Below are 23,018 nucleotides of genomic sequence, written 5' to 3' on the forward strand. Positions count from 1 at the left end.
TATGTCTCCTTTTTTTAGAAGCACCAAATTTGTGGCTCGAGAGGCAAACGTAATAAGTGTATTAAATAAATACAATGCCTCCTCCTCTATTTTCTTCTCGGATAGAATTATAACCTTTGCCTATAAATTAGTAGATTGCATTTTATGCCAATCTAAAGATATGCAAGCTGACGTGGTAAACTATTTTAATATACCAAAGGAAAAAACAATTCTCATCAACAATCCCATTACCAATAATTTCAAATTAAAAACAAACTCAAAACAAAATAATGAAATTATTAGGTTTATTACCATTGGGCGTTTAAGTAAAGAAAAAGGGCATCTTAGAATTATTGAAGTACTTTCAAAAGTCAGCTTCCCTTTTCATTATACGCTTATTGGAAGAGGGATTGAAAAAGACAGCATTTTTACGGCTTTACAAAAAGCTGGTATAGAAGATAAAGTTACTTATATTGAATTTACAAAGGAAGTCGACAAGCACCTTAGCAACAGTCATGTGTTTTTACAAGGCTCTTACGTTGAAGGATTCCCAAATGTTCTAATTGAAAGTTGTGTCGTAGGCACACCTATTCTGGCTTTCAATGCACCAGGAGGTTTGGATGAAATAATCGAAATTGGAAAAAACGGATATATAGCGGATACAGCAGATGAATATATTACTTATTTAAACAAAATTAATAGCGACTATATCTTTAATCCGGAAACAGTTAGAAGCGTTGTAGAAGAACGCTTCAACAAAGAAAAAATTATTTCGAAATACGAAAGTTTATTTTTAAATTTGGTTAACTCAAATTAAATGACAAACAAAAAAAAGATTGCTTTATTTGTTCCTGCTATAGGTTTTGGGGGCGCTGAAAAAGTAGTTAGTTTGCTTACCTTCGAATTACCCAAATACTTTGATGTTACCTTAATATTACTTTACGACATAGTAAAGCTACCTATATCGAAAGACGTTAAAGTAATTTTACTTTCCAATGAAGGAGAATCATTTAAAAGTTCTAAAATTGAACACTTTAAAGATTATATCAACTTCATATTTAAATATAACAAAACTCTAAAAGATGAAAATATTGAGGTTGTAATATCCTTTATGCTTCGTCAAAATGCCATGACTGGATTGGCTAAAATTTTCAATCCAAAACTAAAATCCATTATTAGTGAAAGATGTTTTCCATCTAAACGCTATAAAACAACAAAGTCTATTGCTCTTATTAGCAAAGTCCTTATACCGTTGTTGTACAATAGGAATGACAAACTGTTCTCTAACTCCATTCATATTAATCAAGACTTAACAGATCATTTTAATATAAAAATAGATCAAAATGTTATATATAACCCCATTGTTTTAAGTCCCGAACAACCTTATTTTAATGACTATACAGATACAGCGGCTCCTTTTAAAGTTTCAACCATAGGAAGGTTAATTCCAGTGAAAAACCAAAACCATATTTTAAAAAGCATAAGTAAATTACCTAACAATATATTATTGGATATTTATGGTGATGGTGAACTACAAGACGAACTAGAAACTTTAACAAAGGACTTAAATTTATCTAGTCGTGTTGATTTTAAAGGAAACGTAATTGACGTTCGTTCTAAAATTATGGATAACCATTGTTTTGTTTTAAGTTCATTAACGGAAGGCTTCCCCAATGTTTTGTTAGAAGCCATGTCCGTAGGGATTCCTGTCATTGCAACAAATTGCATGTCTGGTCCACTTGAACTTTTAAATGAAAACCAGCCTGTCCACATAGATCAGGGTTCCTTTTATAAAGCGAAATACGGTATTTTAATAAATATAAATGACGTTGAAGGTTTGTCCAAGGCTATTTTGTTTTTACAACAAAACAACAAGCCACGTTTAGAATATGCTAACTTAGGGTATCAGCGCTCCAAGGAATATTCCATAGATATAATTGGAAATCAACTTAAAGATTTAATAGATAGTATCTAATGAGTTAATTTGGCAAGGTTAACATCTCTCCAAATTTCAAATCCCATTCTTTCGGGTTAAATACGCCAAAACCAGATTCAGAATGAAACGTCATTTCCCCAAAATATATTTTATCATCCAAAGTATATAAATCTACTCTTACATGGCAAAAATCTTGAGCTAGTGCTTTAGAAACGGTTTTCATTTCTTCAAAACAGGCAGGCTTTTCTACTTGAGGTCCGTTTTTATACACCCAAACTACATCCAAAAAATTCCAATCCTTATCATATAGATTTCTTTTATGGTCGATGTGCCTATCAATATCTAATTGAATAAAAACTAGTTCCCCATTAAAATAATGCATTTTATAATCAAATGGAATGGATCCGTCTTTATGTTGAAGAAGCTTTTCAACAACAATTCGACGTTTTATGTTTTTATACTGCCATTCTATATACTTGGTGTAATAATTGGTATGCATCGATTTAAACAACTTGTTTCTAACAACAACCCAATTAGTATTTTTCTTATCTAAAATAATAGAGCCCCCGGAACTATCATGATTTGATTTAATTATTACAGGAAAGTCTGGAATATTTTCGGGTTTAATATCTTTTATTCGTGTCGTTTCATACACTAAAGGAATTAAATACTTTTCCCCAACCTTTTCTTTAACATAAGATCTTACAGCATATTTATCGGCACATTGAGTATGCAAGGGGGTTCTATCATATAATTTTAACCACTGTAATTTTTCATTATATGTTTTAGGATTTTCTAAATTAGGTTTATAACCAAAACTTTTAGTGAATTCTTTATTAATCTTATAGATATCAGATTTTCGAGTGTACTTAAAATAATTATATAGACCATAAAACGGTTGAATTAAATATGGACCAATTGTAGTTTCTAGATATGTTTTTCTAATTACTTCTTTCAAAATACTCGTGTATTAATACTTATTATTGGAAACTAAACTTCCTAAATACTGGAATTCCGACTAATTTTATCTAAGTCAATACCCAGACCTTTCCGCAGCTTATGCCCAATAAACCCCAAAGCTATAGTCACTCATTCATGTTTTTACTTACAGCAAAACAACACAGGGTTAAACACTTGACACCTTTTGCCATAAAGTTATTTATTCATTTTCTAATTTATAATTTTTTTCTTAAAGCTTAAGTATATTTCTTAAATAAAATATTAAATTTGAGTAGATTAACTATATATGACTAAGAAAATATGTTTAGTTGGAGGTGAAGATGTGCATAAAAGAATCCCTCTGTCTCAATACCTCATTGATGCGGGATTTCATGTTACCATTATTGGAACTAGTATTCAAGTTTTCCCAAAACCTATTACCTATATTTCCTTTCCTTTAAACAGAAGCTTCTCTCCTATATCTGATTTAAAAACAGTGTTATGGTTAAAACGTTTTTTTAAAGAGAATCATTTTGATCTTATTCATACTTACGATACTAAACCTGCTTTTCTAGTACCATTATCGCAATTAAGAACAAAAACCCCAATAACAAGAACTGTTACAGGTCTAGGTACCATTTTTATGTCTCAAACTTTTTTTAGTGCTATTTTAAGAAAGGTATATCTACTTGTACATACCATATCAAAAAATCGGGTTTGCAATACAGTTTTTCAAAACGAAGATGATAAAGATCTGTATTTGAAGTACAAACTCATTCCAGACAACAAGTATAGCATAATATTAAGTAGCGGAATTGAACTTAAGTTTATAACACAACGTGCCAAACGAAACAATAGGCCTTTTACCTTTATATGTGTAGCTAGATTAGTTTACGAAAAAGGAATTGTTAATTTACTTGAAGCAGCTAAAATAATTAGCAACAAAGGCTATTCCTTTAAGTATTTATTGGTTGGACCCCTCGAGGAAAACTCCAAAAAATTAAACAAGGAAATCCTGACTCAATACCAAGATATTGTTGATGTTTTAGGTCCACGCCATGATGTGCTAGATTTATTAGAAAAATCTGACGCATTTGTTTTACCCACTTTTAGAGAAGGATTTTCTAGGGTTTTATTAGAGGCTGCAGCAGTAGGATTACCAATAGTTTCTACTAACGTAACAGGTGTTCGAGACTTTACAAGACATCGAAAAGAAGCTATTCTGGTAGAACCGGAAAACTCGGAAGCTTTAGCAGATGCGATGATAGAAATAGCCACAAACACACAATTAGCCGATAAATTAGTCGAAAATGCCTTAAAACACGTTAAACAGTTCAGTCTTGAAAATGTTTCTAAAAAATATATAACTATATTTAACTCAGCTATTAATCATAACTGAAAACATGAAAATTCCATTTTCACCACCTTATATAACCGAGGCTGTAATTCAAGAAGTTAACAGTGCCTTAGAATCTGGTTGGATAACTACTGGTCCTAAAGTAAAACGATTAGAAGAATTAGTATGTAAATACACTAAGGCTCCAAACACCTTATGTGTCAATTCGGCTACATCAGGTCTCATGTTGGCACTAAAATGGTATGGTATTGGTCCGGGAGACGAAGTCATTGTACCTGCATATACTTATGCTGCAACCGCTTTAGCGGTCATTCATGTTGGAGCAACACCAATTTTAGTAGATGTAGAATCTGATTTTAATATTTCATCTAAGCAGATAGAAAAAGTAATTACTAAAAACACTAAAGCTATTATCCCTGTAGATATAGCCGGTTGGCCGTGTAACTATACCGAAATTTATACGGTAATAAATAATAAAAAAGCCCTGTTTAAACCTGATAACGAAAATCAAGAAAAACTAGGACGGATTTTGATGATTTCAGATTCGGCACATTCCATTGGTGCTACCTATAACAACGACCCCTTAGGTATGGTTACTGATATTACTGTTTTCTCATTCCATGCCGTAAAGAATATTACAACAGCCGAAGGAGGTGCCGTATGCTTAAACTTACCTAAACCATTTAGTAATCAGGACGAATACGATTACTTACGTTGTTTTTCATTAAATGGTCAAACTAAAGATGCTTTTACAAAATCGAAAGCTGGAGGCTGGAGGTACGATATTATTTATCCAGGATTAAAAATTAATATGCCTGATGTTTTAGCTGCTATTGGCGTGGCTCAATTACCGGAGTATTTTGACAACACACTTAGAAATCGTGTTGAAATGTATGAGTTTTATCACAAATTTTTCGAAACTAAATCATGGGCCATTTTACCTCCATATAAGAGCGAGGATAAAAAATCATCATGCCATTTATATGCTTTAAGAATAAAGGATATTTCAGAATCCACCCGAGACACGATAATCAAGAATATATCCGAAGAAGGTGTCGCTGTAAATGTGCATTTTCAACCCTTACCTATGTTGACTTTATTTAAAGATATGGGATTTAACATAGAACACTTTCCAATATCCTATAATAATTATAAATCGGAAATCTCCCTCCCTATTTATCCGCAATTAACTAAAAAAGAATTAAATTACATTGTAAATACAGTAAGTAATGCCGTTGAATCAGTGATATGATTAAAAGAATTTTTGATATAGTTTTTTCGTTTTTCGGATTGATAATATTACTGCCATTATTATTAATATTAGCAATACTATTAAAAATCGAATCCAAAGGCCCACTTTTTTATTTACAATCAAGGGTTGGCAGATATGGTAAGGATTTTAAAATCTTTAAGTTTAGAACCATGTTTGTTGGATCAGACAAAAAAGGATTATTAACCCTTGGTGATCGAGATCCAAGAGTTACAAGAATTGGATACTATTTAAGAAAATATAAATTAGACGAACTCCCGCAACTAATTAACGTTTTAATAGGCAATATGAGTTTTGTTGGCCCAAGACCAGAAGTGCGCAAATATGTTGATTATTATTCTAAAGAAGATTTAATAATTCTAAATGTGAAACCTGGAATAACAGATTATGCTTCCATTACATATCGAGATGAAGCAGAACTTTTAAAAGGAACCAGCAATCCAGAGCAGTTTTACATTGAAAACATCATGCCTAAGAAAATTGAATTAAACAAGAAATATATTAATAGCCCTAGTCTGTTGACTGATTTAAAAATTATTTTTAGTACCATACAAATTATTATTTCATGATGAAAAAATCTAATGGCTATTTTGTAATTTCTCTAGATTTTGAGTTGCATTGGGGGGTTTTTGATAAAAGAAGCATTTCCGACTACCAAGAAAACTTAGAAAACGTTAAACTTGTTGTGCCAAGACTTTTAAAAATGGCCGATGATTATAATATTAAATTCACATTTGCAACAGTTGGTTTTTTATTTGCGGAAAACAAAGCTGAGTTACTAGAAAACAGTCCAAAATTACTTCCTAGTTATACCAATCCAAAGTTTAGCCCTTATAACATTTTAGAAGGCATAGGTTACGATGAAACAGACGACCAATACCATTACGCATCTACACTAATCGATCAAATTAAAAAAACTAATAAACATGAAATTGGAACCCACACCTATTCCCATTATTATTGTTTAGAAGATGGACAAACCGAGGAACAGTTTGAAGCCGATTTAGTTGCAGCCATGACTATAGCGAAGAAAAAAAACATTAGTATAAAAAGTATTGCGTTTCCAAGAAACCAAGTAAAACCGGCCTACCTCTATACTTGTAAAAAACACGGTATTACGGCCTATCGTGGTATAGAAAAGCACAAAATATACAACACTTTAGATAAAGACTATAAAAAAAAACACACAAGAGCCTTAAGACTTTTAGATGCATATTTTAAAATATCTGGTTACAACACATATAAAATCAGTGAAATAAATAAAGAAAGAGGCCTTGTTAATATCCCTTCTAGTTGTTTTCTAAGACCATACAGTAAATCTTTAAGGCATTTAGATACATTTAGGATTTCTAGAGTAAAAAAAGCTATGTCATACGCTGCGAAAAATAATGAAATATATCATCTATGGTGGCATCCTCACAATTTTGGGACTCATATGAATGAAAATTTTTCTGCACTAGAGTCTATTTTTGACCATTATTTAAAATTAAATAATGAGTTTCACTTCAAAAACGTAACTATGCAAGAACTAGTAAGTTATTCTTAATTTAAACTTTTATAATAATAAGGCACCTACTTAACTGAAATACATGTGTTTAAATTTTAAATCACATTTTATTAATAGTTACTTCCACTTATAAAACCAAAGAAGCAGTACGAATTCTTATGCTTTTTATCTTCTTGATTTAATTTAATTTATACCTCCTTTAATATCAATATTAGTATTCCTTTTTTTGTATATTTAATTATTAATAACCCAATTTAACTAGTTGATTGATCCCTCTCCCTATCCTAATTTTAGCAACTATATTTATTTATTGCTTTAAATCATTTAAACTTGTTTTAAAGAAAAATGACAATTGTTTTAGACAATGAAAAACTAATTGATATTTTAGTTATTTAGGTCACATGGATGGTGAAAAAATCCGAAAACGTGAAAATCAGTAATTTATCGTATTTATTTGATGTTAGCCTTATAAACACTGATATTTATGATAGTTAATAATATATATAATTTGAGTTCAAAAATATGGCTATCGTCGCCGCACATGAGTGGGCATGAAGAAGAATTTATTAACCAAGCATTTAGTACAAATTGGATAGCTCCATTAGGACCAAACGTCAATGGTTTTGAAGCCGACCTAGAGTTGTATTTAGGTAGAGAAGTCCATGTAGCTGCCTTAACAACAGGTACAGCTGCAATCCATTTAGCTTTGGTGTTGTTAAATATAAAAGAAAACGATGAAGTTATTTGTCAGACTAAAACATTTATTGCTTCAGTAAATCCTGTACGTTATTTAGGAGCTAAACCAATTTTTGTTGATAGTGAAAGAGATACTTGGAATATGTGTCCCGTTTTATTACGACAAGCTATAATTGATAGAATAAAGAAAGGTAAAAAACCAAAAGCCATAATTGTAATAAACTTATATGGTATGCCACATAAAGTGAGTGAAATAGAAAAAATATCAAATGAATTTCAAATTCCTATAGTTGAGGATAGTGCTGAAGCTTTAGGAAGCAGCTATTTTAATCGTAAATGTGGGACTTTTGGAGATTTTTCAGTTTTATCTTTCAATGGAAATAAAATCATAACCACTTCCGGCGGAGGTGCTTTAGTTTCAAAAAGTAAGGAAACTAAAAACAATGCCGTGTTTTTGGCAACCCAAGCAAAAGACCCAGGAATGGAATATTCCCACACTTCTATGGGTTACAATTATAGAATGTCCAATGTATTGGCAGGTATTGGAAGAGGACAAATGAAGGTTTTGGATAAATATGTTAATTTAAGAAGATCAAACTATCATTATTACTTAAAACACCTAAAGAGCGTAAAACAAATTAGCTTTTTAAATGAGCCTGAAGGGTTCTTCTCTAACAGATGGTTAACAGTTATTATTTTAGAAACCCACAAAATGAGAGAAGATTTACTTGAACATTTACAAACTAACAACATAGAAGCTAGACCTTCATGGAAGCCTATGCATTTACAACCAATGTATGAAAAGTTTCCAAGTTATTTAAATGGGGTTTCCGAAGAATTATATAAAAAGGGCTTGTGTTTGCCTAGTGGCTCTAACTTAACAGCCACAGAATTAAGTAAAATAGTTAAAACAATTAAGCAATATTTTGAGTAAATATATAGAAATACTAAGAAATTTTTCACATCAATACGCCTCGAAATGGTTAGTGTTGCTGTTCGACTTATGTATGGTATTGTTTACCTTTTTTCTAGCTTATATTATTCGATATAACTTCGAAATTGTTTTCGACATAACAGATTTTTTCAAACAAGTTCCATTTGTTATAGTAGCTGCTATTATTAGTTTTCTAATCGTTAATTCTCATAAAGGAGTTGTTAGGTTTACAGGAGCAAAAGATGTAATAAATCTTATTATAGGTATTAATATTTTAGCAACACTCCTTATTACTGCAACTTTTCTAAGTAGGCAACTTAACTTTGATTCCGTTTTTGACATTCCTGGTTCCATTATATATATACATCTACTTTTAAATATTTTCTTTTTAGTAGGTTCTCGATTTTTTATAAAATCTGTTTACATGGGTATTGTTACCAATGATGTTGAAAAACAAAAGTCTGCATTAATTTATGGTGCAGGAACTTCTGGAATGATTACTTACGACGCTGTAACAAGCGACCCTAAAAGCAATATTAAAGTTGTAGGATTTATTGATGACAATGAAAGTAAGGCTGGAAAAATCATCAACCTTTTAAAGGTTTACGAGCCAGGACAGATTACTAAAGAATTTATAGAAAAGAATGAAATAGCCGAGGTTATTATTTCCATTCAAAAAATCGATTCCAATAGATTACTTCAAATTACCAGTAAACTTTTCTCTTTAAACCTTAAAGTAAAAATTGTTCCTGCTGTAAAAAATTGGATCGATGGCGATTTAAGCATTGGACAAATTCAAGATTTAAACCTAGAAGATTTACTAGGAAGAGAACCAATTAACATTAACAACCCAATGCTTGCCGAAGAATATAACAACAAAATTATATTTGTAACAGGTGCTGCAGGGTCTATTGGCAGTGAATTGGTTAGAAAACTATCTAGATATCAGTTTAAAAAACTTATTCTAATTGATAATGCCGAATCTGGTTTATACGACGTACAGCAAGAATTAATAAGAAGCGGCATAAAAAACATCGAAGCTATTGTTTCAGATGTTAGAAATAAGATTAGGATGAATCTTATTTTCGACCAATATAAACCTGATATGCTATTCCATGCTGCAGCTTACAAACATGTTCCTTTAATGGAACAAAACCCATACGAAGCAGTAAGTGTCAATGTTAGAGGTACAAAAAACCTAATTGACTTATCCATTAAATACGGTGTAAACAAGTTTATTCTAATTTCTACTGACAAAGCTGTTAATCCTACAAATGTTATGGGAGCAACAAAACGTATAGCCGAAATGATAGTTTCCTGTCAAAACACTGCTAGTTTAGGAAACACCAAATTTGTAATTACCAGATTTGGAAATGTCTTAGGATCTAATGGTTCCGTTATTCCTTTATTTAAAAAACAAATAGAATCAGGCGGACCTTTAACAGTTACCCATAAGGATATTATTAGATATTTCATGACTATTCCTGAAGCTGCTCAGCTAGTTATTGAGGCGGCAGCCATGGGCCAAGGTCAGGAAATATTTGTTTTCGATATGGGAGAACCTGTAAAAATATTCGATCTAGCAGTTAACATGATTACTCTATCAGGACTTCGATATCCTGAAGATATTAATATACGCATTACAGGTTTACGTCCAGGTGAAAAAATTTACGAAGAATTACTAATTGATGGTGAAAACACAAAACCCACTTACAACGAAAAAATAATGATTGCTAAATGTAAGGAGGTTGACATGCCAGATGTGGGACTTTATATAGATGAATTGTGTCAATTAGGGCCAAACACTCAAAACATTGAAATTGTATCTAAAATAAAAAACATAGTGAAAGAATACAAACCTAATAATACTAAGTACGATGTTTTAAACATAGAACTTTAGATAAACACTTAAATATGGAACTAAAACTTATAAAACAACTATTGCTAAAGGCAGTATTAATTTTAATTATTACTGTTGGCACTTCTTGTGTTTCCAGTAAAGAAATTATTTATTTTCAGGACGAACCACTTAGTAATTTAAGTGAAGTTAATTTTAACCCTGAAACGATATTTAAGCCAAACGATCTACTCTCAATTTACGTGTCAGGTCCTGATCCTGAAACAGTACGTCCATTCAACCTACCTGTAATCACTAGTGCTTCATCTTCAGTCGATTTACGTGGAGAGACTAGAATGCAAACCTATATAGTTGACCTTGAGGGAAACATAGAATTCCCTGTTTTAGGAACCATAAAAGCTGGTGGATTAACTAGAACTCAATTAACTAGCCATTTAAAAGAAAAAATATCGGAGCTTGTAAACGATCCTATTATAAACATCAGACTAACCAATTTCACGGTTACCATACTTGGTGAAGTCAACTCTCCTGGCACCTATACTGTTGAAGATGAAAAAATTTCTCTTCTTGAAGCTTTAGGTATGGCAGGAGATTTAACCATTCATGGCAAAAGAGAAAATGTGTTTTTAATTAGAGAACAAGATGGACTAAAACGATTTACAAAATTTGATTTAACATCTATAAATGTTGTAAACCAACCTAATTTCTATTTAGAGCAAAACGATGTTATTTATGTAGAACCAAATCCTGCCAAAATCCGCTCAGCATCCTACAATCAAAATTACGTAGTTATAATTTCTGCAGTTGGTACTTTAGCTACCATAGCTGCTATTTTAATAAGGTAATAGCATTATAAAAAATTTAGAATGAAGCAAAACATCGATTTTAAAGATATATTAATGCCTTACATGCATAGGTGGAAAATTATAGCTTTTTGCGCTATATCCGCCCTTGTACTAGGCTTTGTCTATTTGCGTTATGCAGATTATGAATATCGTGCCACGGCAAAAATTAAAATCAAGGATAACGAAAACAACAATAGACTACCTGAGATTTCTCAGATGCAAAATTATGGCCTTTTTAGAAGAGAAAGTAATAATGTTTTAGATGAAATTGAAGTCATGCAATCTAGAGTTATTATTGAGCAAGCCATCAAGGAATTAAAATTTAATATCCAATATTTTGTTGAGGGACGTATAAAGGTTACCGAATCCTATGACAGACCTCCTTTAAACATTAATTTTAGTGCACCAGACTCTATCGTACACACGATAGACACTACATTTAGCATTAAGATTCAATCTGCTCAGAATTTCCTTTTAAAAGGCATCAACTTTTCAGATCAGTTCTCTTTTAAAAAGGAAGAAAACCAGAACCTGGATGATGAGGGAACTGTTTATGCCTTTGGTGAAAGTATTCCAACTAGTTTTGGTGCCATTACAATTACTCCTGGAATTGGGGAGTCTGATTTTAAAATTGGTTCTAATATCAAGATCAAAATCACTCCTATTGCTAAAGTTGTATCTAAGTATAAAAAAAATCTGATTATAGCCAACCAAGAAATGTCAAGCATAATTACCTTATCGATAAACGATAATGTAGGTGAAAAAGCTAGGTTGTTTCTGGATAAACTTATTGAAAAGTATAATGAAGATGTTCAAAACGACAAACAAATGGTTGTGGATGCCACATCGAAGTTTATTAATAACAGATTAGAAATTGTTACAGCAGAATTAGGAGATGTTGATTTAAGTGCAGAAAACATTCAAAAAACCAACAAGTTAACCGATTTAGCAACCCAATCTAATATTTATTTAGAAAGTGAAAGACAAAATGAAAACAGGTTGGTTGAAACTGCAATGCAGATACAGTTGATAGACTATATGAATCAACACATTTCAAAGGATGAAGCTGATTCAGAATTGCTACCTGCTAATATTGGGATTGCAGATAATTCCATCGAGCAATTGACTCAACAATACAACAATTTGGTTTTGGAAAAGAATAGACTATTGAAAAATTCTAGTGAAAAAAACCCAACCATAGTTAATTTAACCAATCAAATTCACCAACTAAAGTCAAATTTAACGCAGAGTTTAACCAATATGAAGCACACGAACGAAATGAATTATAGTTCGTTAGCAGAGGAAAACAGAAGAATTGGTTCTAGAATTTACTCAGCGCCAAAAAAGCAAAGACAATTTAGAGATATTCAACGTCAACAGGATATTAAAGAAGGCCTATATTTATATCTCTTGGAAAAACGAGAGGAAGCTGCTATTACCCACGGTGTCACATCTCCTAATGCAAAAATTGTAGATCAGGCGTTTGCCTCTACAATTCCGGTAGCTCCAAAAGCACCAATTATATTATTAACAGCCTTAATTTTAGGATTTGGAATTCCAATATTACTAATTTATTTATTTCACTTACTGGATGATAAGGTTCATAACATCAACGATGTTAAAAGAGAAGTTAACATTCCTTTTATTGGAGACATTCCTAAATCAAATAAGAAAAATAAACTTATATCTAAAATTGATTATTCTCCTAAAGCAGAAGCTTTTAGAATGGTTAGGACAAACCTTAAGTTTTTACTTCAAAATATTGATGATCGTGCTCGGGTGATTTTTATTACTTCCACTACAAGCAAAGAAGGAAAGTCTCATACAGCAACCAATTTAGCATTATCCTTATCATTTACAGAGAAAAAAGTGCTGTTAGTTGAAACCGATATACGTGTACCAAAGGCGGCAGATTACCTAAATATTAATAGTGATTTTGGTTTAACCAATTTTATAGGTAATAAAAAAGTGAAGGTTAATGAGATCATTATAAAAAATAAAGACAACGAAAACTTTGATATTATCCCATCAGGAACAATTCCTCCCAACCCAGCTGAATTACTTATGGACGATCGTGTTAAAGAACTTTTTGAAGAAGTTTCAACACAATACGATTATATCATTGTAGACACAGCTGCTGTAGGACTAGTTACCGACACTTTGTTAATTAGTAAATACGCCGATTTGTTTATTTACGTCGTAAAAGCTAATTACATCACTAAAAAGCAACTTCAACTTGCACAACGTATGTACTCGGAAAAAAGACTTCCAAATATGAATATACTACTAAATAGCGTAGACCATAAAAAAGGTTATGGGTATGGTTATGGCTATGGCAGTGAAAAACCGTTTAAAAAGAAATGGTGGAAAATATTTTAATATTAGCTTTTTCTACGAGCTCTTTCTTTTGTTAGCAACATCAGTTCTCTACCCGTTTGTCCAGCAACAGAAGTGTTTTCCTCTGCTCTACGTATTAGGTAAGGCAACACATCTTTAACAGGGCCAAAGGGAACGTATTTAGCTACGTTATAACCCAAGTTAGCTAGATTAAAGCTAATATGATCACTCATGCCGTAAAGTTGTCCAAACCATACACGATTATCTTTTATAGCTATTCCTTTTTCCTTCATTAACTCCATAATTAAATAGCAACTTGCTTCATTATGTGTACCGGCAAAAAGAGAAATATTGTCTAAATGATCTAAAATAAACTTGGCTGCTTCATTAAAGTTTTCGTCCGTAGCAGCTTTACTTTCACATATAGGAGATGGATAATTTCTTTTAATAGAACGTTCATTTTCCTTCTCCATATACGCCCCACGAACAATCTTATAACCTAAATAAAACCCCTTTGCCTTGGCATGCTCCAATTCCTTTTTTATAAAAGGCATTCGGTCATGTCTATACATTTGTAGCGTATTGTAAACAATAGGTTTTTCAGTATTATATTTTTGCATCATTTGCGTTACCAAGTCGTCTACGGCGTCTTGCATCCAACTTTCCTCTGCATCAACTAAAACCTCTACATCTTTCTCCTTAGCTAATTTACAAACTCTATCAAATCTAGCTACTACCCTATCCCACTCTTCTTGCTCTTCGGTAGTGAACGCTTTTCCTTCACCTTTCTTTTCGTACAAATATGGTTTTCCAAACCCTGTAGGTTTAAATACCGCAATAGGCATTGCTTCTTTTTTCTCTGAAAACTCTATTATCTCCAAAGTTTTCTGCATAGCAGCATCAAAAAAAGATTCCAATTCCTTTCCTTCAACAGAAAAATCTAACACAGAACTAACCCCCTTTTCATACATGGCGTCAATTACAGGTAAACAATCTTTTTCGCTTATTCCTCCACAAAAATGGTCGAAAACAGTCGCTCTAATTATACCTTCAACTGGTAAATTGGCTTTTATGGCAAAATTACTTAATGCTTTTCCAACTTTTACCAATGGTTCGTAGGAAATCATTTTAAACAATAAATATGCTCTATTAAGTTCTGAATTACTTTTTAATGAAAAAGCAACTTCGGTATTATCGAAAAGACGTTCTTTAGACATAGTAAAAAATTATTCGCAAAGATAATTATAGTATTGTTACATAATTATAAAAAAATACATAATTTTCGCTTCTTATTCCATTAAAGAAATTCATGAAATCAATCACAGCCAACAGTTATTCAATTCATTTTAATTCAACAGGTTACACCTACTTAAACTCACACTTAGAAGCTAGTAATTACTCTAAGATTTTTGTTTTGGTCGATCAAAATACGCACGAACTTTGTTTAGCTCAATTTTTAAGTCGTCTAGAAACTCAAATTGACATAGAAATTATTGAAATAGAAGCTGGAGAAATAAACAAAAACATTGAAACTTGTTCTGGTGTTTGGGGAGTGCTATCTGAACTTGGAGCCGACCGGAAAAGTGTGTTAATTAATCTAGGTGGAGGTGTTATTACAGATTTAGGAGGCTTTGTAGCTTCAACCTTTAAAAGGGGTATCGATTATATACATGTACCCACCACCCTACTAGCAATGGTGGACGCCGCTATTGGTGGAAAAACAGGTGTTGACCTTGGGCATTTAAAAAATCAAATAGGGGTTGTTAATCCAGGTAAAATGGTTTTAATTGACACTTCTTTTTTAACCAGCTTACCACAGAACCAAATGCGCTCAGGTTTAGCTGAAATGCTGAAACATGGATTAATTTATAGTGAAGCATATTGGAATAAATTTTTAAAATTAGATACTTTAGATGTTTCGGATTTAGACCAACTAATTTATGAGTCTATTGAGATAAAAACAGCCATAGTTGAAAAAGATCCATTTGAGAAACATATTAGAAAAACCTTAAACTACGGACATACTATTGGGCATGCTATTGAATCTTATTACTTAAGTAATTCAAATAAAACACCTTTACTTCACGGTGAAGCAATTGCTATTGGTATGATACTGGCAACATATATTTCTACTAAATTAAGTGGGTTCTCCTTAATGAAATGTGAGCATATTAAAACTGTTATTTTGGAAATTTTTGGTCAAATTAAAATTGAAGATGAGGACCGGAATCCCATAATAGAATTGTTAAAGTTCGATAAGAAAAATGAACACGGTAATATAAATTTTGTTTTACTAGAAGCAATAGGAAAACCAAGAATTGATTGTTTGGTAGAAAACAATGTACTATTAAAGGCATTCAATTATTATAATTCTTAATTTTCGATTTAAATTATTTGTAACTTTATGAAAATTGCTAAAGTTTAAGGCAGGTAGTAATTATTAATATTTAAACCCCTTTAGTAATGAAAAGAGTTATAATAGATTACAAAAAACTAACACCAACACTTCTGAAATTACTTTCAGAAAAATTTCCAGATGGCTATGATGATGACGATGTTATCTCCTTTGAAAACCACAAAAACGAAATTATAGAAGCCGTTGAAGTTAGAACCGAAGATTCTGTGTATTTAGTTAAAGTTAGTAGCAAACTACATTACACAATGACTAATTTTGAAACCACAGAAGAACTTGAGGTAGATGATTTAGGTCATGTGATTATTAATGACGATCTAAAATCTGAAGTCTTCAAGGATGAGGAAGAATAATGAGAGTTCCTTATCTGAAATTTGGTGATTTCATTTTTTTTAAGACCATAAACCATGTTGGTCTGTACAATCTTGTTCACAAATCAAATCTTTTTGAATTAGGTCTCTTTTAAGTTACAACAACAATTGTAAACTTCTTTTCATACTATTTAAAACACTTATTCTTACAGACTCAAAATAAAAAAGACTGCCTTTTCAAGCAGTCTTCTATCAACTATCTATTTCAATTTTATTTCTTAAAATTAGATACACCTTCCTTTAACCAATTGTAATACTCGTTAACTTCTGGAGTATACCCTACTGGAGCACTTATATCTTTACCTTCCAAATTTTGGATTACATATAGAGGTTGCGCATTAGTGTTATATCTAGTCTGTTGAAATTCCAACCACTTCTGTCCATAGGTTTTTACTTTATTTCCGGTTAACTCAGAGTCGTATTGCTCCTCTTTTGGTAATTTGGTTCTATCGTCTACATATAATGAAATAAGTACAATATCATTATCTAGTAAGCCATAAATTCTATCATCTATCCAGACTTGTTCTTCCATTTTACGACAGTTAACACAGGTTAAACCAGTAAAATCCAACATAACTGGCTTATTTACTTTTTTAGCGTAAGCCATTCCTTTGTCGTAATCTCTAAAAGCAATTAAATCGTTAGGACCAAAATGAGCATCTTCAGGCAATTCTTTAGAAACAAACTCCCCAGATGCACTAGTTTGTTTTTTCATATAACCAACTCCATAAGGCGATTCACTATGTGAACTCATTGGTGGTGGGAATCCGCTAATTAATTTTAAAGGAGCACCCCAAAGTCCTGGAATCATATAGAATGTAAATGCAAATACTAAAATAGCCATACTTAATCGCCCTACAGAAAGGTGTTCTAACGGCGAATCAAGTGGTAATCTAATTTTTCCTAATAAGTACAGACCTAGAGTTCCAAAAATAGCAATCCAAATGGCTATAAAAATTTCCCTTTCTAAGAAATGCCATTCTAGAACTAAATCTATCATTGACAGGAATTTGAAAGCGAATGCCAATTCTAAAAACCCTAAAACCACTTTTACTGTATTTAACCAACCTCCAGATTTTGGTAAAGAATTTAACCAGCTTGGGAAAAAGGCAAACAACGCAAATGGTAAGGCTATAGCCGATGAAAAGCCAAGCATACTTACTATTGGCGCAATTCCTCCCTTAGTAGCGGCGTCCAATAAAGCAGTTCCAGCAATTGGAAACGTACATGAAAACGATACAACTGCTAAAGCTAGAGCCATAAAAAAGATACCAACTACTCCTCCTCTATTAGCACCACTATCTACTTTATTAACCCAAGAGTTTGGCAACATTATTTCAAAGGCTCCCATGAAGGAAAAAGCAAACACCAATAAAGCAATAAACATTATGGCATTAAAGGTGACACCTGTTGAGAATTCGTACATCGCATTACTTCCAAAAATAGCCGAAATTGCTGTTCCTAAAAGTGTGTAAATTACTATAATAAAAAAGCCATATAATAAAGCATTTTTAATTCCTGCCGCACGTGTTTTACTTTGTTTAGTAAAGAAACTAACCGTCATAGGAATCATTGGGAATACACAAGGTGTCAGTAACACTAAAAACCCTAAAAAGAAAGCTGTAAAGAAGATAGTTAACAAGCCTTTGTTATCTCTTTCTACTTGGACGGACTCTATTTTTTCTGCAACAACAGCTTCAGGTTCGTTCTGGGTTTCAATGTAGTTTAAAGCAGCTTCAGAAACCAATGTTGCGTTAGATAAATCGAAATTTACTATTTTGTTTTGATAGATACAGCTTACATCATCACAAGCTTGAAATGATATTTCAACCTCAATGTTCTTTAATTCTGGATCTATTAATTCTATTTTTTGAGTAAAGGTTGCTTTTTCATCAAAATAATTGAGATCCATCTCAAATACTTTGTCGTAGGCGGTAATATATTTACTTTCTAAGGTTTTCCCTACAAGCTTATATTTATTTATTCGTTTAACCGAATCGTATATAAATTCGGTAGGAAGTGCTCCTCCTTCCGGCATGTCTTGTGAATACAAATGCCAATTTTCATCAATATCTGCCTTAAAAACTAATTGATATTCTGTATCTGAAATCTTTTGGGTTTCGCCAGTCCAAGTTACTGGGTTTAAAACTTGAGCTTGTGCAGTTAAAATTGCAAAAAATAATGTAATAATGAGACCTAATTTATATTTCATTGTGGAGTAATATTTTAAGAATATGACGCGTATTATTAGTTATTTTAAAACGGTTATCTGCTCGATGGTTCAAAATCCAAACAATTTCTTCATTGGAGCATAACAACCAAATATTTTCTTTATCTATCATAGAAAGCTTTTCATCTTTAAAAAACTTACTTAGTTTTTTTTTGCTTTCCATTCCAAAAGGGTAAAAATAGTCTCCTTTTTCCCATTTCCTTACGCTTAATGGGTATTTTAACAAATCTTTATCAACAAAGATGGACGTTTTATCTGTCGGTACAATTTTATCTACTGTCTCAAAAGATAAATTTCCCAAGGCTGTTTTTACGCAATCAATTTCTTCTGAAATAGTTAGGTGTTCAGCAGGTTTTTCATGAAAAATTCTAGATAAAATTAGTTCATCCCTATTTTTCAATAATCGATGAGACTTAGAAAACACCTGTTTTCCTGTTTGTGCTTCTAACAAATCGGTAATATCCTGCCATTCTGTGAAATGATAAGCTTTTAAAATCTCAAATAAATAAGCTCTTGGATTAGATAAACTCTTTAGTTTTTCTACACTAAAATGAATCTCATCTTCTGAAATTTTATCGACTACTTTCTTATGAATTTCATCCATACTATCGTTTAAAACAACTTTAGTATCGTGTAAATGACTTAATGTTTTTTGAAAATTCTGAAGAAGTTTTGGGTTGATTTCTTTTAGAATAGGAATCACATCGTGACGCAGCTTATTTCTTAGGTATTTAGTAGATGCGTTACTCAAATCCTCACGCCAAGCCATGTTGTTTTTCAATGCATATACTTCAAGGTTTTCTCTTGAAAAACTCAACAAGGGTCTAACAAGTTTACCATTGACTTCTGGAATTCCTAGTAACCCATCCAAACCCGTACCTCTGGTAAGGTTTATTAAAAAGGTTTCAAGATTATCATCAGCATGATGTGCAGTTAAAATATAATCAAATTGTAATTGCTCGGCTAAATCAGCAAACCAATTATATCGCAGATCTCGAGCGGCCATTTGGGTAGATAATTTATGATCTTTAGCAAATGCTTCCGTATCAAAACTTTCAATAAACACGTCCAACTCTAAATCTTCTGCTAATTCTATAACGAAATCTTCGTCCTTATCGCTTTCTTCTGCTCGTAAATTAAAATTACAATGCGCCAAACTAACTTTTAATCCTAATTGGTAACATAAATGTGTTAATACCACACTATCCACACCTCCAGAAATAGCTATAAGAAGCTTACTATCCTTTATAAAACTAAGGTTATTATCAATATGTTTTTTAAACTGATTAAACATGATGTTTGTTGGAATTCAAGAACACTTCAAATATAAGTTCTTTTATGAGTTATGTAGTAATTACCACATAGATTTTAATGTCCTGCATTTACTGTTTTTCAAGAACTTGGCGCATAGCTTTAGCTTTAATCAAACATTCTTCGTACTCCTTTATAGGTTCACTTTTTGCTGTAATGGCGCTACCAACGGAAAAAGATAAATATTTATTAGTTGAGTTATACAAAATACTTCTAATAACCACATTGAAATCGAAATTGTTATCTGGCGTAAAATACCCAATAGCACCTGAATATACTCCACGTTTGGTTTCTTCTAAAGTTTCAATAATTTTCATTGCTGAAATTTTTGGTGCACCTGTCATGCTTCCCATAGGATAAGTAGATTCAATAACATCTACAGGATGCGTTGAGTCTCCAATTTCTGAAGTTATCGTTGAAATCATTTGGTGTACTTGAGGAAACGAGTAAACTTGACACAATTCTTCTACTTGAACACTTCCCTTTGTAGCCGTTTTAGACAGGTCGTTTCTTACCAAATCTACTATCATTATATTTTCACTACGTTCTTTTTCATCAGCAACGAGCTGCTCTTTTAGCTTTTTATCTTCAGTTGCATCTTGAGATCGTTTAGCTGTGCCTTTAATAGGTTGTGAAATAATTTTATTTCCTGACTTTTTTAAATAACGTTCCGGTGATGCTGATAAAACATATTTATCACCAAGTTTAACATAGGTTGCAAATGGTGGTTTTGAAATTTTATTAAGCTCTAGGTAAGTATCTAATGGCTTAATGCTTGCAAGTTCTGCATAAAATTCCTGACAAAAATTGGCTTCATAAATATCGCCTCGATGAATATGTTCGAGCATCGTATTTACCTTGTTTAAATAGGCTTCTTTGTGGATTCTCGGTTTTATTTCCAGGGTACTACTACTCTGTAGCTTACTTAATATGCTCTGATTTTCAATTTCCTTTAAATCATTTACAATTTCGTCAGAAACCATGTTTAAATATTGTAATTCAACAGTTTCACCTTTAATTAAAAACAGCTTTTTAGGTTGAAAAAAATAAAGTTCTGGAAAATGTAGCTCATCTATGTTTTTAGATTTCAAATCTTCAACAGCATTCTTTAAATCGTAAGTAAGGTAACCAAATAACCAATCCTTTGTTATGGTTTGATATTCTTTTAGCTTCAAAAAAGCTTCATGATAATCTGTTTGAATAGAAGTCATAGCATCTATAGCCAAAACAGCATCAAAACTAGTATATGTTTGATGATACTTATTGGAATCCATCCAGATTACTTCATAAAATTGCTGACTCCAAGCAAGCAATTGCTTTTTAAAGGTGTCTATGGATAAAGGCTTATGTAAATATGTTGTTCTCAATACTACAAATTACCGAAATTTAATATTGATGTGAAAGCTGAAATGTTTTTAGTTTTCTATTTTTTCAACCCGAATTAACGCACTTAAAACCCTTTCAAATTTAATTGTCTTAAATTTTATAAACATAGCTCCACTTTAAAATCACCGCTTAACATAGAAGAACATTCGTTTTTAAGTAAAAAACCTTTTGTATATTTCCAGCAAATGACTAATTCTAAGATTCCTGCCGTCTCAGGAATGTGGAATCCTTTTAAAAATCTATCTTTGCAGCATATTAAAAACACTCATGAGTACATTTCAAGATTTAAATTTAAACACGCCATTATACAACGCCTTAGACGATTTAGGCTTTACCCAACCTACACCAATTCAAGAACAAGCCTTTAATGTGGTTGCTTCGGGAAAAGATGTTGTTGGAATTGCACAAACCGGAACAGGTAAAACCTTCGCTTATATGTTACCTATTTTAAGAAACTTAAAGTTTTCTAAACAGGAAAACCCAAGAGTTTTGGTATTGGTTCCTACACGTGAATTGGTTGTACAAGTGGTAGATGAAATAGAAAAACTTGCTAAATACATTAACATCCGTGTTTTGGGAGTTTATGGAGGTGTGAATATCAATACTCAAAAAGAAGCCGTTGCCCAAGGCTTAGATATTATTGTGGCAACTCCTGGACGTTTATACGATTTGGCCGTAAGTAGAGTCTTACAACTAAAATCTATTCAGAAAGTAGTTATTGATGAAGTGGATGTTATGCTAGATTTAGGTTTTAGACATCAGCTATTAAACATTTTCGATATTCTTCCTGAACGTAGACAAAACATTATGTTTTCGGCCACAATGACGCAAGATGTGGACGATTTAATTTACGATTTCTTTATTGCTCCAGAACGCGTATCTATTGCTGTTTCAGGAACACCATTAGAAAATATTGCTCAAACAAAATACAGCGTCCCGAACTTTTATACCAAACTAAATCTATTAAAGCACTTATTAAAAGATTCGGATGAGTTTAACAAAGTGTTGATTTTTGTTGGAAATAAAAAAATGGCGGATCGATTATTTGATGCATTAGATGGTACTTTTCATGACGAATTATGTGTCATTCACTCCAACAAAACACAAAATTATAGATTGCGAAGCATTGAACAATTTAGAGAGGGTTTTAATAGAATTTTAGTTGCTACCGATGTTATGGCTCGCGGTTTAGATATTGATAACGTATCCCATGTTATTAACTTTGATACGCCTGACTTTCCAGAAAACTATATGCATAGAATTGGTAGGACTGGTCGTGCAGAGCGTGAAGGGAAAGCTTTAGTTTTTTCTACTGAAAAAGAACAAGAAGCTCTTAAAAACATTGAAAACCTAATGCAAATGGAAATTCCTTTACAAGAAATTCCTGAGGAGGTTGTTATTTCCACGGAATTAATTGAAGAAGAACGCGAGGTTGTGAAAGAAAGAAACAATCCTTTGCGACTTAGAAAAGGTGAAGAGGTAGGAAAGGCGTTCCATGAAAAATCGGAGAAAAACAAAAAAGAAAATCTAGGTGGTTCGTATAAATTTAAAATTGCTCAGAAATACAAGAAACCTAAGACTCGTGGTGACAAAAACTACAACAAACGAAATAAAAAGAAATAGTTAATATTATATAAAACAAAAATCCC

General features: G+C 32.1%; 18 protein-coding genes. 13 read left to right on the top strand and 5 right to left on the bottom strand.

Features of this window, described 5'->3' with window-relative positions; genetic code table 11:
- Nucleotides 1-796 (top strand): glycosyltransferase (locus tag VKY41_RS04370; RefSeq protein WP_500813217.1); only part of this gene is annotated, 796 nt, incomplete at its 5' end.
- The gene (locus tag VKY41_RS04375) at nt 797-1,954 is read left to right on the top strand and encodes a glycosyltransferase (protein WP_500813218.1); all 1,158 of its coding nucleotides are present in this window, start codon (nt 797-799) and stop codon (nt 1,952-1,954) included. It abuts the gene before it with no gap.
- 4 nt (nt 1,955-1,958) lie between these two features.
- Here the strand turns inward: VKY41_RS04375 and VKY41_RS04380 are convergent, their stop codons facing one another.
- On the bottom strand, nt 1,959-2,873 hold the full coding sequence (locus VKY41_RS04380; RefSeq protein WP_500813219.1) for an ATP-grasp fold amidoligase family protein: 915 nt from the start codon (nt 2,871-2,873) through the stop codon (nt 1,959-1,961).
- Nucleotides 2,874-3,161: 288 nt separating this feature from the next.
- Here VKY41_RS04380 and VKY41_RS04385 point away from each other — a divergent pair, with 288 nt between their 5' ends.
- The 8 genes from VKY41_RS04385 (at nt 3,162) to VKY41_RS04420 (ending at nt 13,700) form a co-directional block, all read left to right on the top strand.
- Nucleotides 3,162-4,253 (top strand): glycosyltransferase family 4 protein, encoded by a 1,092-nt coding sequence (locus tag VKY41_RS04385; RefSeq protein ID WP_500813220.1) that lies wholly within the window; start codon nt 3,162-3,164, stop codon nt 4,251-4,253.
- Nucleotides 4,254-4,257: 4 nt separating this feature from the next.
- Nucleotides 4,258-5,463 (top strand): DegT/DnrJ/EryC1/StrS family aminotransferase, encoded by a 1,206-nt coding sequence (locus VKY41_RS04390; protein ID WP_500813221.1) that lies wholly within the window; start codon nt 4,258-4,260, stop codon nt 5,461-5,463.
- The gene (locus VKY41_RS04395) at nt 5,460-6,050 is read left to right on the top strand and encodes a sugar transferase (protein WP_500813222.1); all 591 of its coding nucleotides are present in this window, start codon (nt 5,460-5,462) and stop codon (nt 6,048-6,050) included. The genes VKY41_RS04390 and VKY41_RS04395 overlap by 4 nt, the downstream gene beginning before the upstream one ends.
- A complete protein-coding gene (locus tag VKY41_RS04400; RefSeq protein WP_500813223.1) occupies nt 6,047-7,027 on the top strand; it encodes a polysaccharide deacetylase family protein in 981 nt (326 codons plus the stop codon). Before VKY41_RS04395 ends, VKY41_RS04400 begins: the two co-directional genes overlap by 4 nt.
- A gap of 445 nt (nt 7,028-7,472) precedes the next feature.
- On the top strand, nt 7,473-8,618 hold the full coding sequence (locus tag VKY41_RS04405; RefSeq protein ID WP_500813224.1) for a DegT/DnrJ/EryC1/StrS family aminotransferase: 1,146 nt from the start codon (nt 7,473-7,475) through the stop codon (nt 8,616-8,618).
- Complete coding sequence (locus VKY41_RS04410; RefSeq protein ID WP_500813225.1) at nt 8,611-10,518, top strand: polysaccharide biosynthesis protein; 1,908 nt, start codon at nt 8,611-8,613, stop codon at nt 10,516-10,518. Before VKY41_RS04405 ends, VKY41_RS04410 begins: the two co-directional genes overlap by 8 nt.
- A 14-nt stretch (nt 10,519-10,532) precedes the next feature.
- Entirely contained in the window at nt 10,533-11,321 is a 789-nt protein-coding gene (locus VKY41_RS04415) for a polysaccharide biosynthesis/export family protein (RefSeq protein ID WP_500813226.1), read from the top strand.
- A gap of 21 nt (nt 11,322-11,342) precedes the next feature.
- Entirely contained in the window at nt 11,343-13,700 is a 2,358-nt protein-coding gene (locus VKY41_RS04420; RefSeq protein ID WP_500813227.1) for a GumC family protein, read from the top strand.
- A 2-nt stretch (nt 13,701-13,702) separates the two neighbouring features.
- Here the strand turns inward: VKY41_RS04420 and VKY41_RS04425 are convergent, their stop codons facing one another.
- Nucleotides 13,703-14,875, bottom strand: a complete 1,173-nt coding sequence (locus tag VKY41_RS04425) for a proline dehydrogenase family protein (protein ID WP_500813228.1) — start codon at nt 14,873-14,875, stop codon at nt 13,703-13,705.
- A 92-nt stretch (nt 14,876-14,967) separates the two neighbouring features.
- Between VKY41_RS04425 and aroB the strand changes: the two genes are divergently transcribed.
- Nucleotides 14,968-16,035 (top strand): 3-dehydroquinate synthase, encoded by a 1,068-nt coding sequence (gene aroB / locus VKY41_RS04430; protein ID WP_500813229.1) that lies wholly within the window; start codon nt 14,968-14,970, stop codon nt 16,033-16,035.
- A gap of 86 nt (nt 16,036-16,121) precedes the next feature.
- The gene (locus VKY41_RS04435; RefSeq protein WP_500813230.1) at nt 16,122-16,424 is read left to right on the top strand and encodes a hypothetical protein; all 303 of its coding nucleotides are present in this window, start codon (nt 16,122-16,124) and stop codon (nt 16,422-16,424) included.
- Between the two features lie 229 nt (nt 16,425-16,653).
- Here VKY41_RS04435 and VKY41_RS04440 read toward each other — a convergent pair whose 3' ends face one another.
- The 3 genes from VKY41_RS04440 to pabB all read right to left on the bottom strand — a co-directional run bounded on the left by VKY41_RS04440 (nt 16,654) and on the right by pabB (nt 21,350).
- Nucleotides 16,654-18,654 carry a protein-disulfide reductase DsbD family protein gene (locus VKY41_RS04440; protein ID WP_500813231.1) on the bottom strand — a complete coding sequence of 667 codons (2,001 nt, stop codon included), beginning with the start codon at nt 18,652-18,654 and terminating at the stop codon, nt 16,654-16,656.
- The gene (gene tilS, locus VKY41_RS04445; protein ID WP_500813232.1) at nt 18,644-19,966 is read right to left on the bottom strand and encodes a tRNA lysidine(34) synthetase TilS; all 1,323 of its coding nucleotides are present in this window, start codon (nt 19,964-19,966) and stop codon (nt 18,644-18,646) included. The genes VKY41_RS04440 and tilS overlap by 11 nt, the downstream gene beginning before the upstream one ends.
- A gap of 88 nt (nt 19,967-20,054) precedes the next feature.
- A complete protein-coding gene (pabB, locus tag VKY41_RS04450) occupies nt 20,055-21,350 on the bottom strand; it encodes an aminodeoxychorismate synthase component I (protein WP_500813233.1) in 1,296 nt (431 codons plus the stop codon).
- Between the two features lie 286 nt (nt 21,351-21,636).
- On the opposite strand from pabB, the gene VKY41_RS04455 reads away from it, so the two are divergent.
- Entirely contained in the window at nt 21,637-22,992 is a 1,356-nt protein-coding gene (locus VKY41_RS04455) for a DEAD/DEAH box helicase (RefSeq protein WP_500813234.1), read from the top strand.
- The last annotated feature ends 26 nt before the right edge of the window (nt 22,993-23,018 follow it).

Source organism: Xanthomarina sp. (genome assembly GCF_035306605.1).
Taxonomy (GTDB): Bacteria; Bacteroidota; Bacteroidia; order Flavobacteriales; family Flavobacteriaceae; genus Xanthomarina.

What these genes read in the sequence shown, in the direction of transcription:
- VKY41_RS04375 (WP_500813218.1), top strand. Translation starts at nt 797, where the DNA reads ATGACAAACAAAAAAAAGATTGCTTTATTTGTTCCTGCTATAGGTTTT.
- VKY41_RS04415 (WP_500813226.1), top strand. Translation starts at nt 10,533, where the DNA reads ATGGAACTAAAACTTATAAAACAACTATTGCTAAAGGCAGTATTAATT.
- VKY41_RS04420 (WP_500813227.1), top strand. Translation starts at nt 11,343, where the DNA reads ATGAAGCAAAACATCGATTTTAAAGATATATTAATGCCTTACATGCAT.
- aroB (WP_500813229.1), top strand. Translation starts at nt 14,968, where the DNA reads ATGAAATCAATCACAGCCAACAGTTATTCAATTCATTTTAATTCAACA.
- tilS (WP_500813232.1), bottom strand. Translation starts at nt 19,966, where the DNA reads ATGTTTAATCAGTTTAAAAAACATATTGATAATAACCTTAGTTTTATA.
- VKY41_RS04455 (WP_500813234.1), top strand. Translation starts at nt 21,637, where the DNA reads ATGAGTACATTTCAAGATTTAAATTTAAACACGCCATTATACAACGCC.
- VKY41_RS04400 (WP_500813223.1), top strand. Translation starts at nt 6,047, where the DNA reads ATGATGAAAAAATCTAATGGCTATTTTGTAATTTCTCTAGATTTTGAG.
- VKY41_RS04395 (WP_500813222.1), top strand. Translation starts at nt 5,460, where the DNA reads ATGATTAAAAGAATTTTTGATATAGTTTTTTCGTTTTTCGGATTGATA.
- VKY41_RS04425 (WP_500813228.1), bottom strand. Translation starts at nt 14,875, where the DNA reads ATGTCTAAAGAACGTCTTTTCGATAATACCGAAGTTGCTTTTTCATTA.
- VKY41_RS04390 (WP_500813221.1), top strand. Translation starts at nt 4,258, where the DNA reads ATGAAAATTCCATTTTCACCACCTTATATAACCGAGGCTGTAATTCAA.
- VKY41_RS04435 (WP_500813230.1), top strand. Translation starts at nt 16,122, where the DNA reads ATGAAAAGAGTTATAATAGATTACAAAAAACTAACACCAACACTTCTG.
- VKY41_RS04405 (WP_500813224.1), top strand. Translation starts at nt 7,473, where the DNA reads ATGATAGTTAATAATATATATAATTTGAGTTCAAAAATATGGCTATCG.
- VKY41_RS04385 (WP_500813220.1), top strand. Translation starts at nt 3,162, where the DNA reads ATGACTAAGAAAATATGTTTAGTTGGAGGTGAAGATGTGCATAAAAGA.
- VKY41_RS04440 (WP_500813231.1), bottom strand. Translation starts at nt 18,654, where the DNA reads ATGAAATATAAATTAGGTCTCATTATTACATTATTTTTTGCAATTTTA.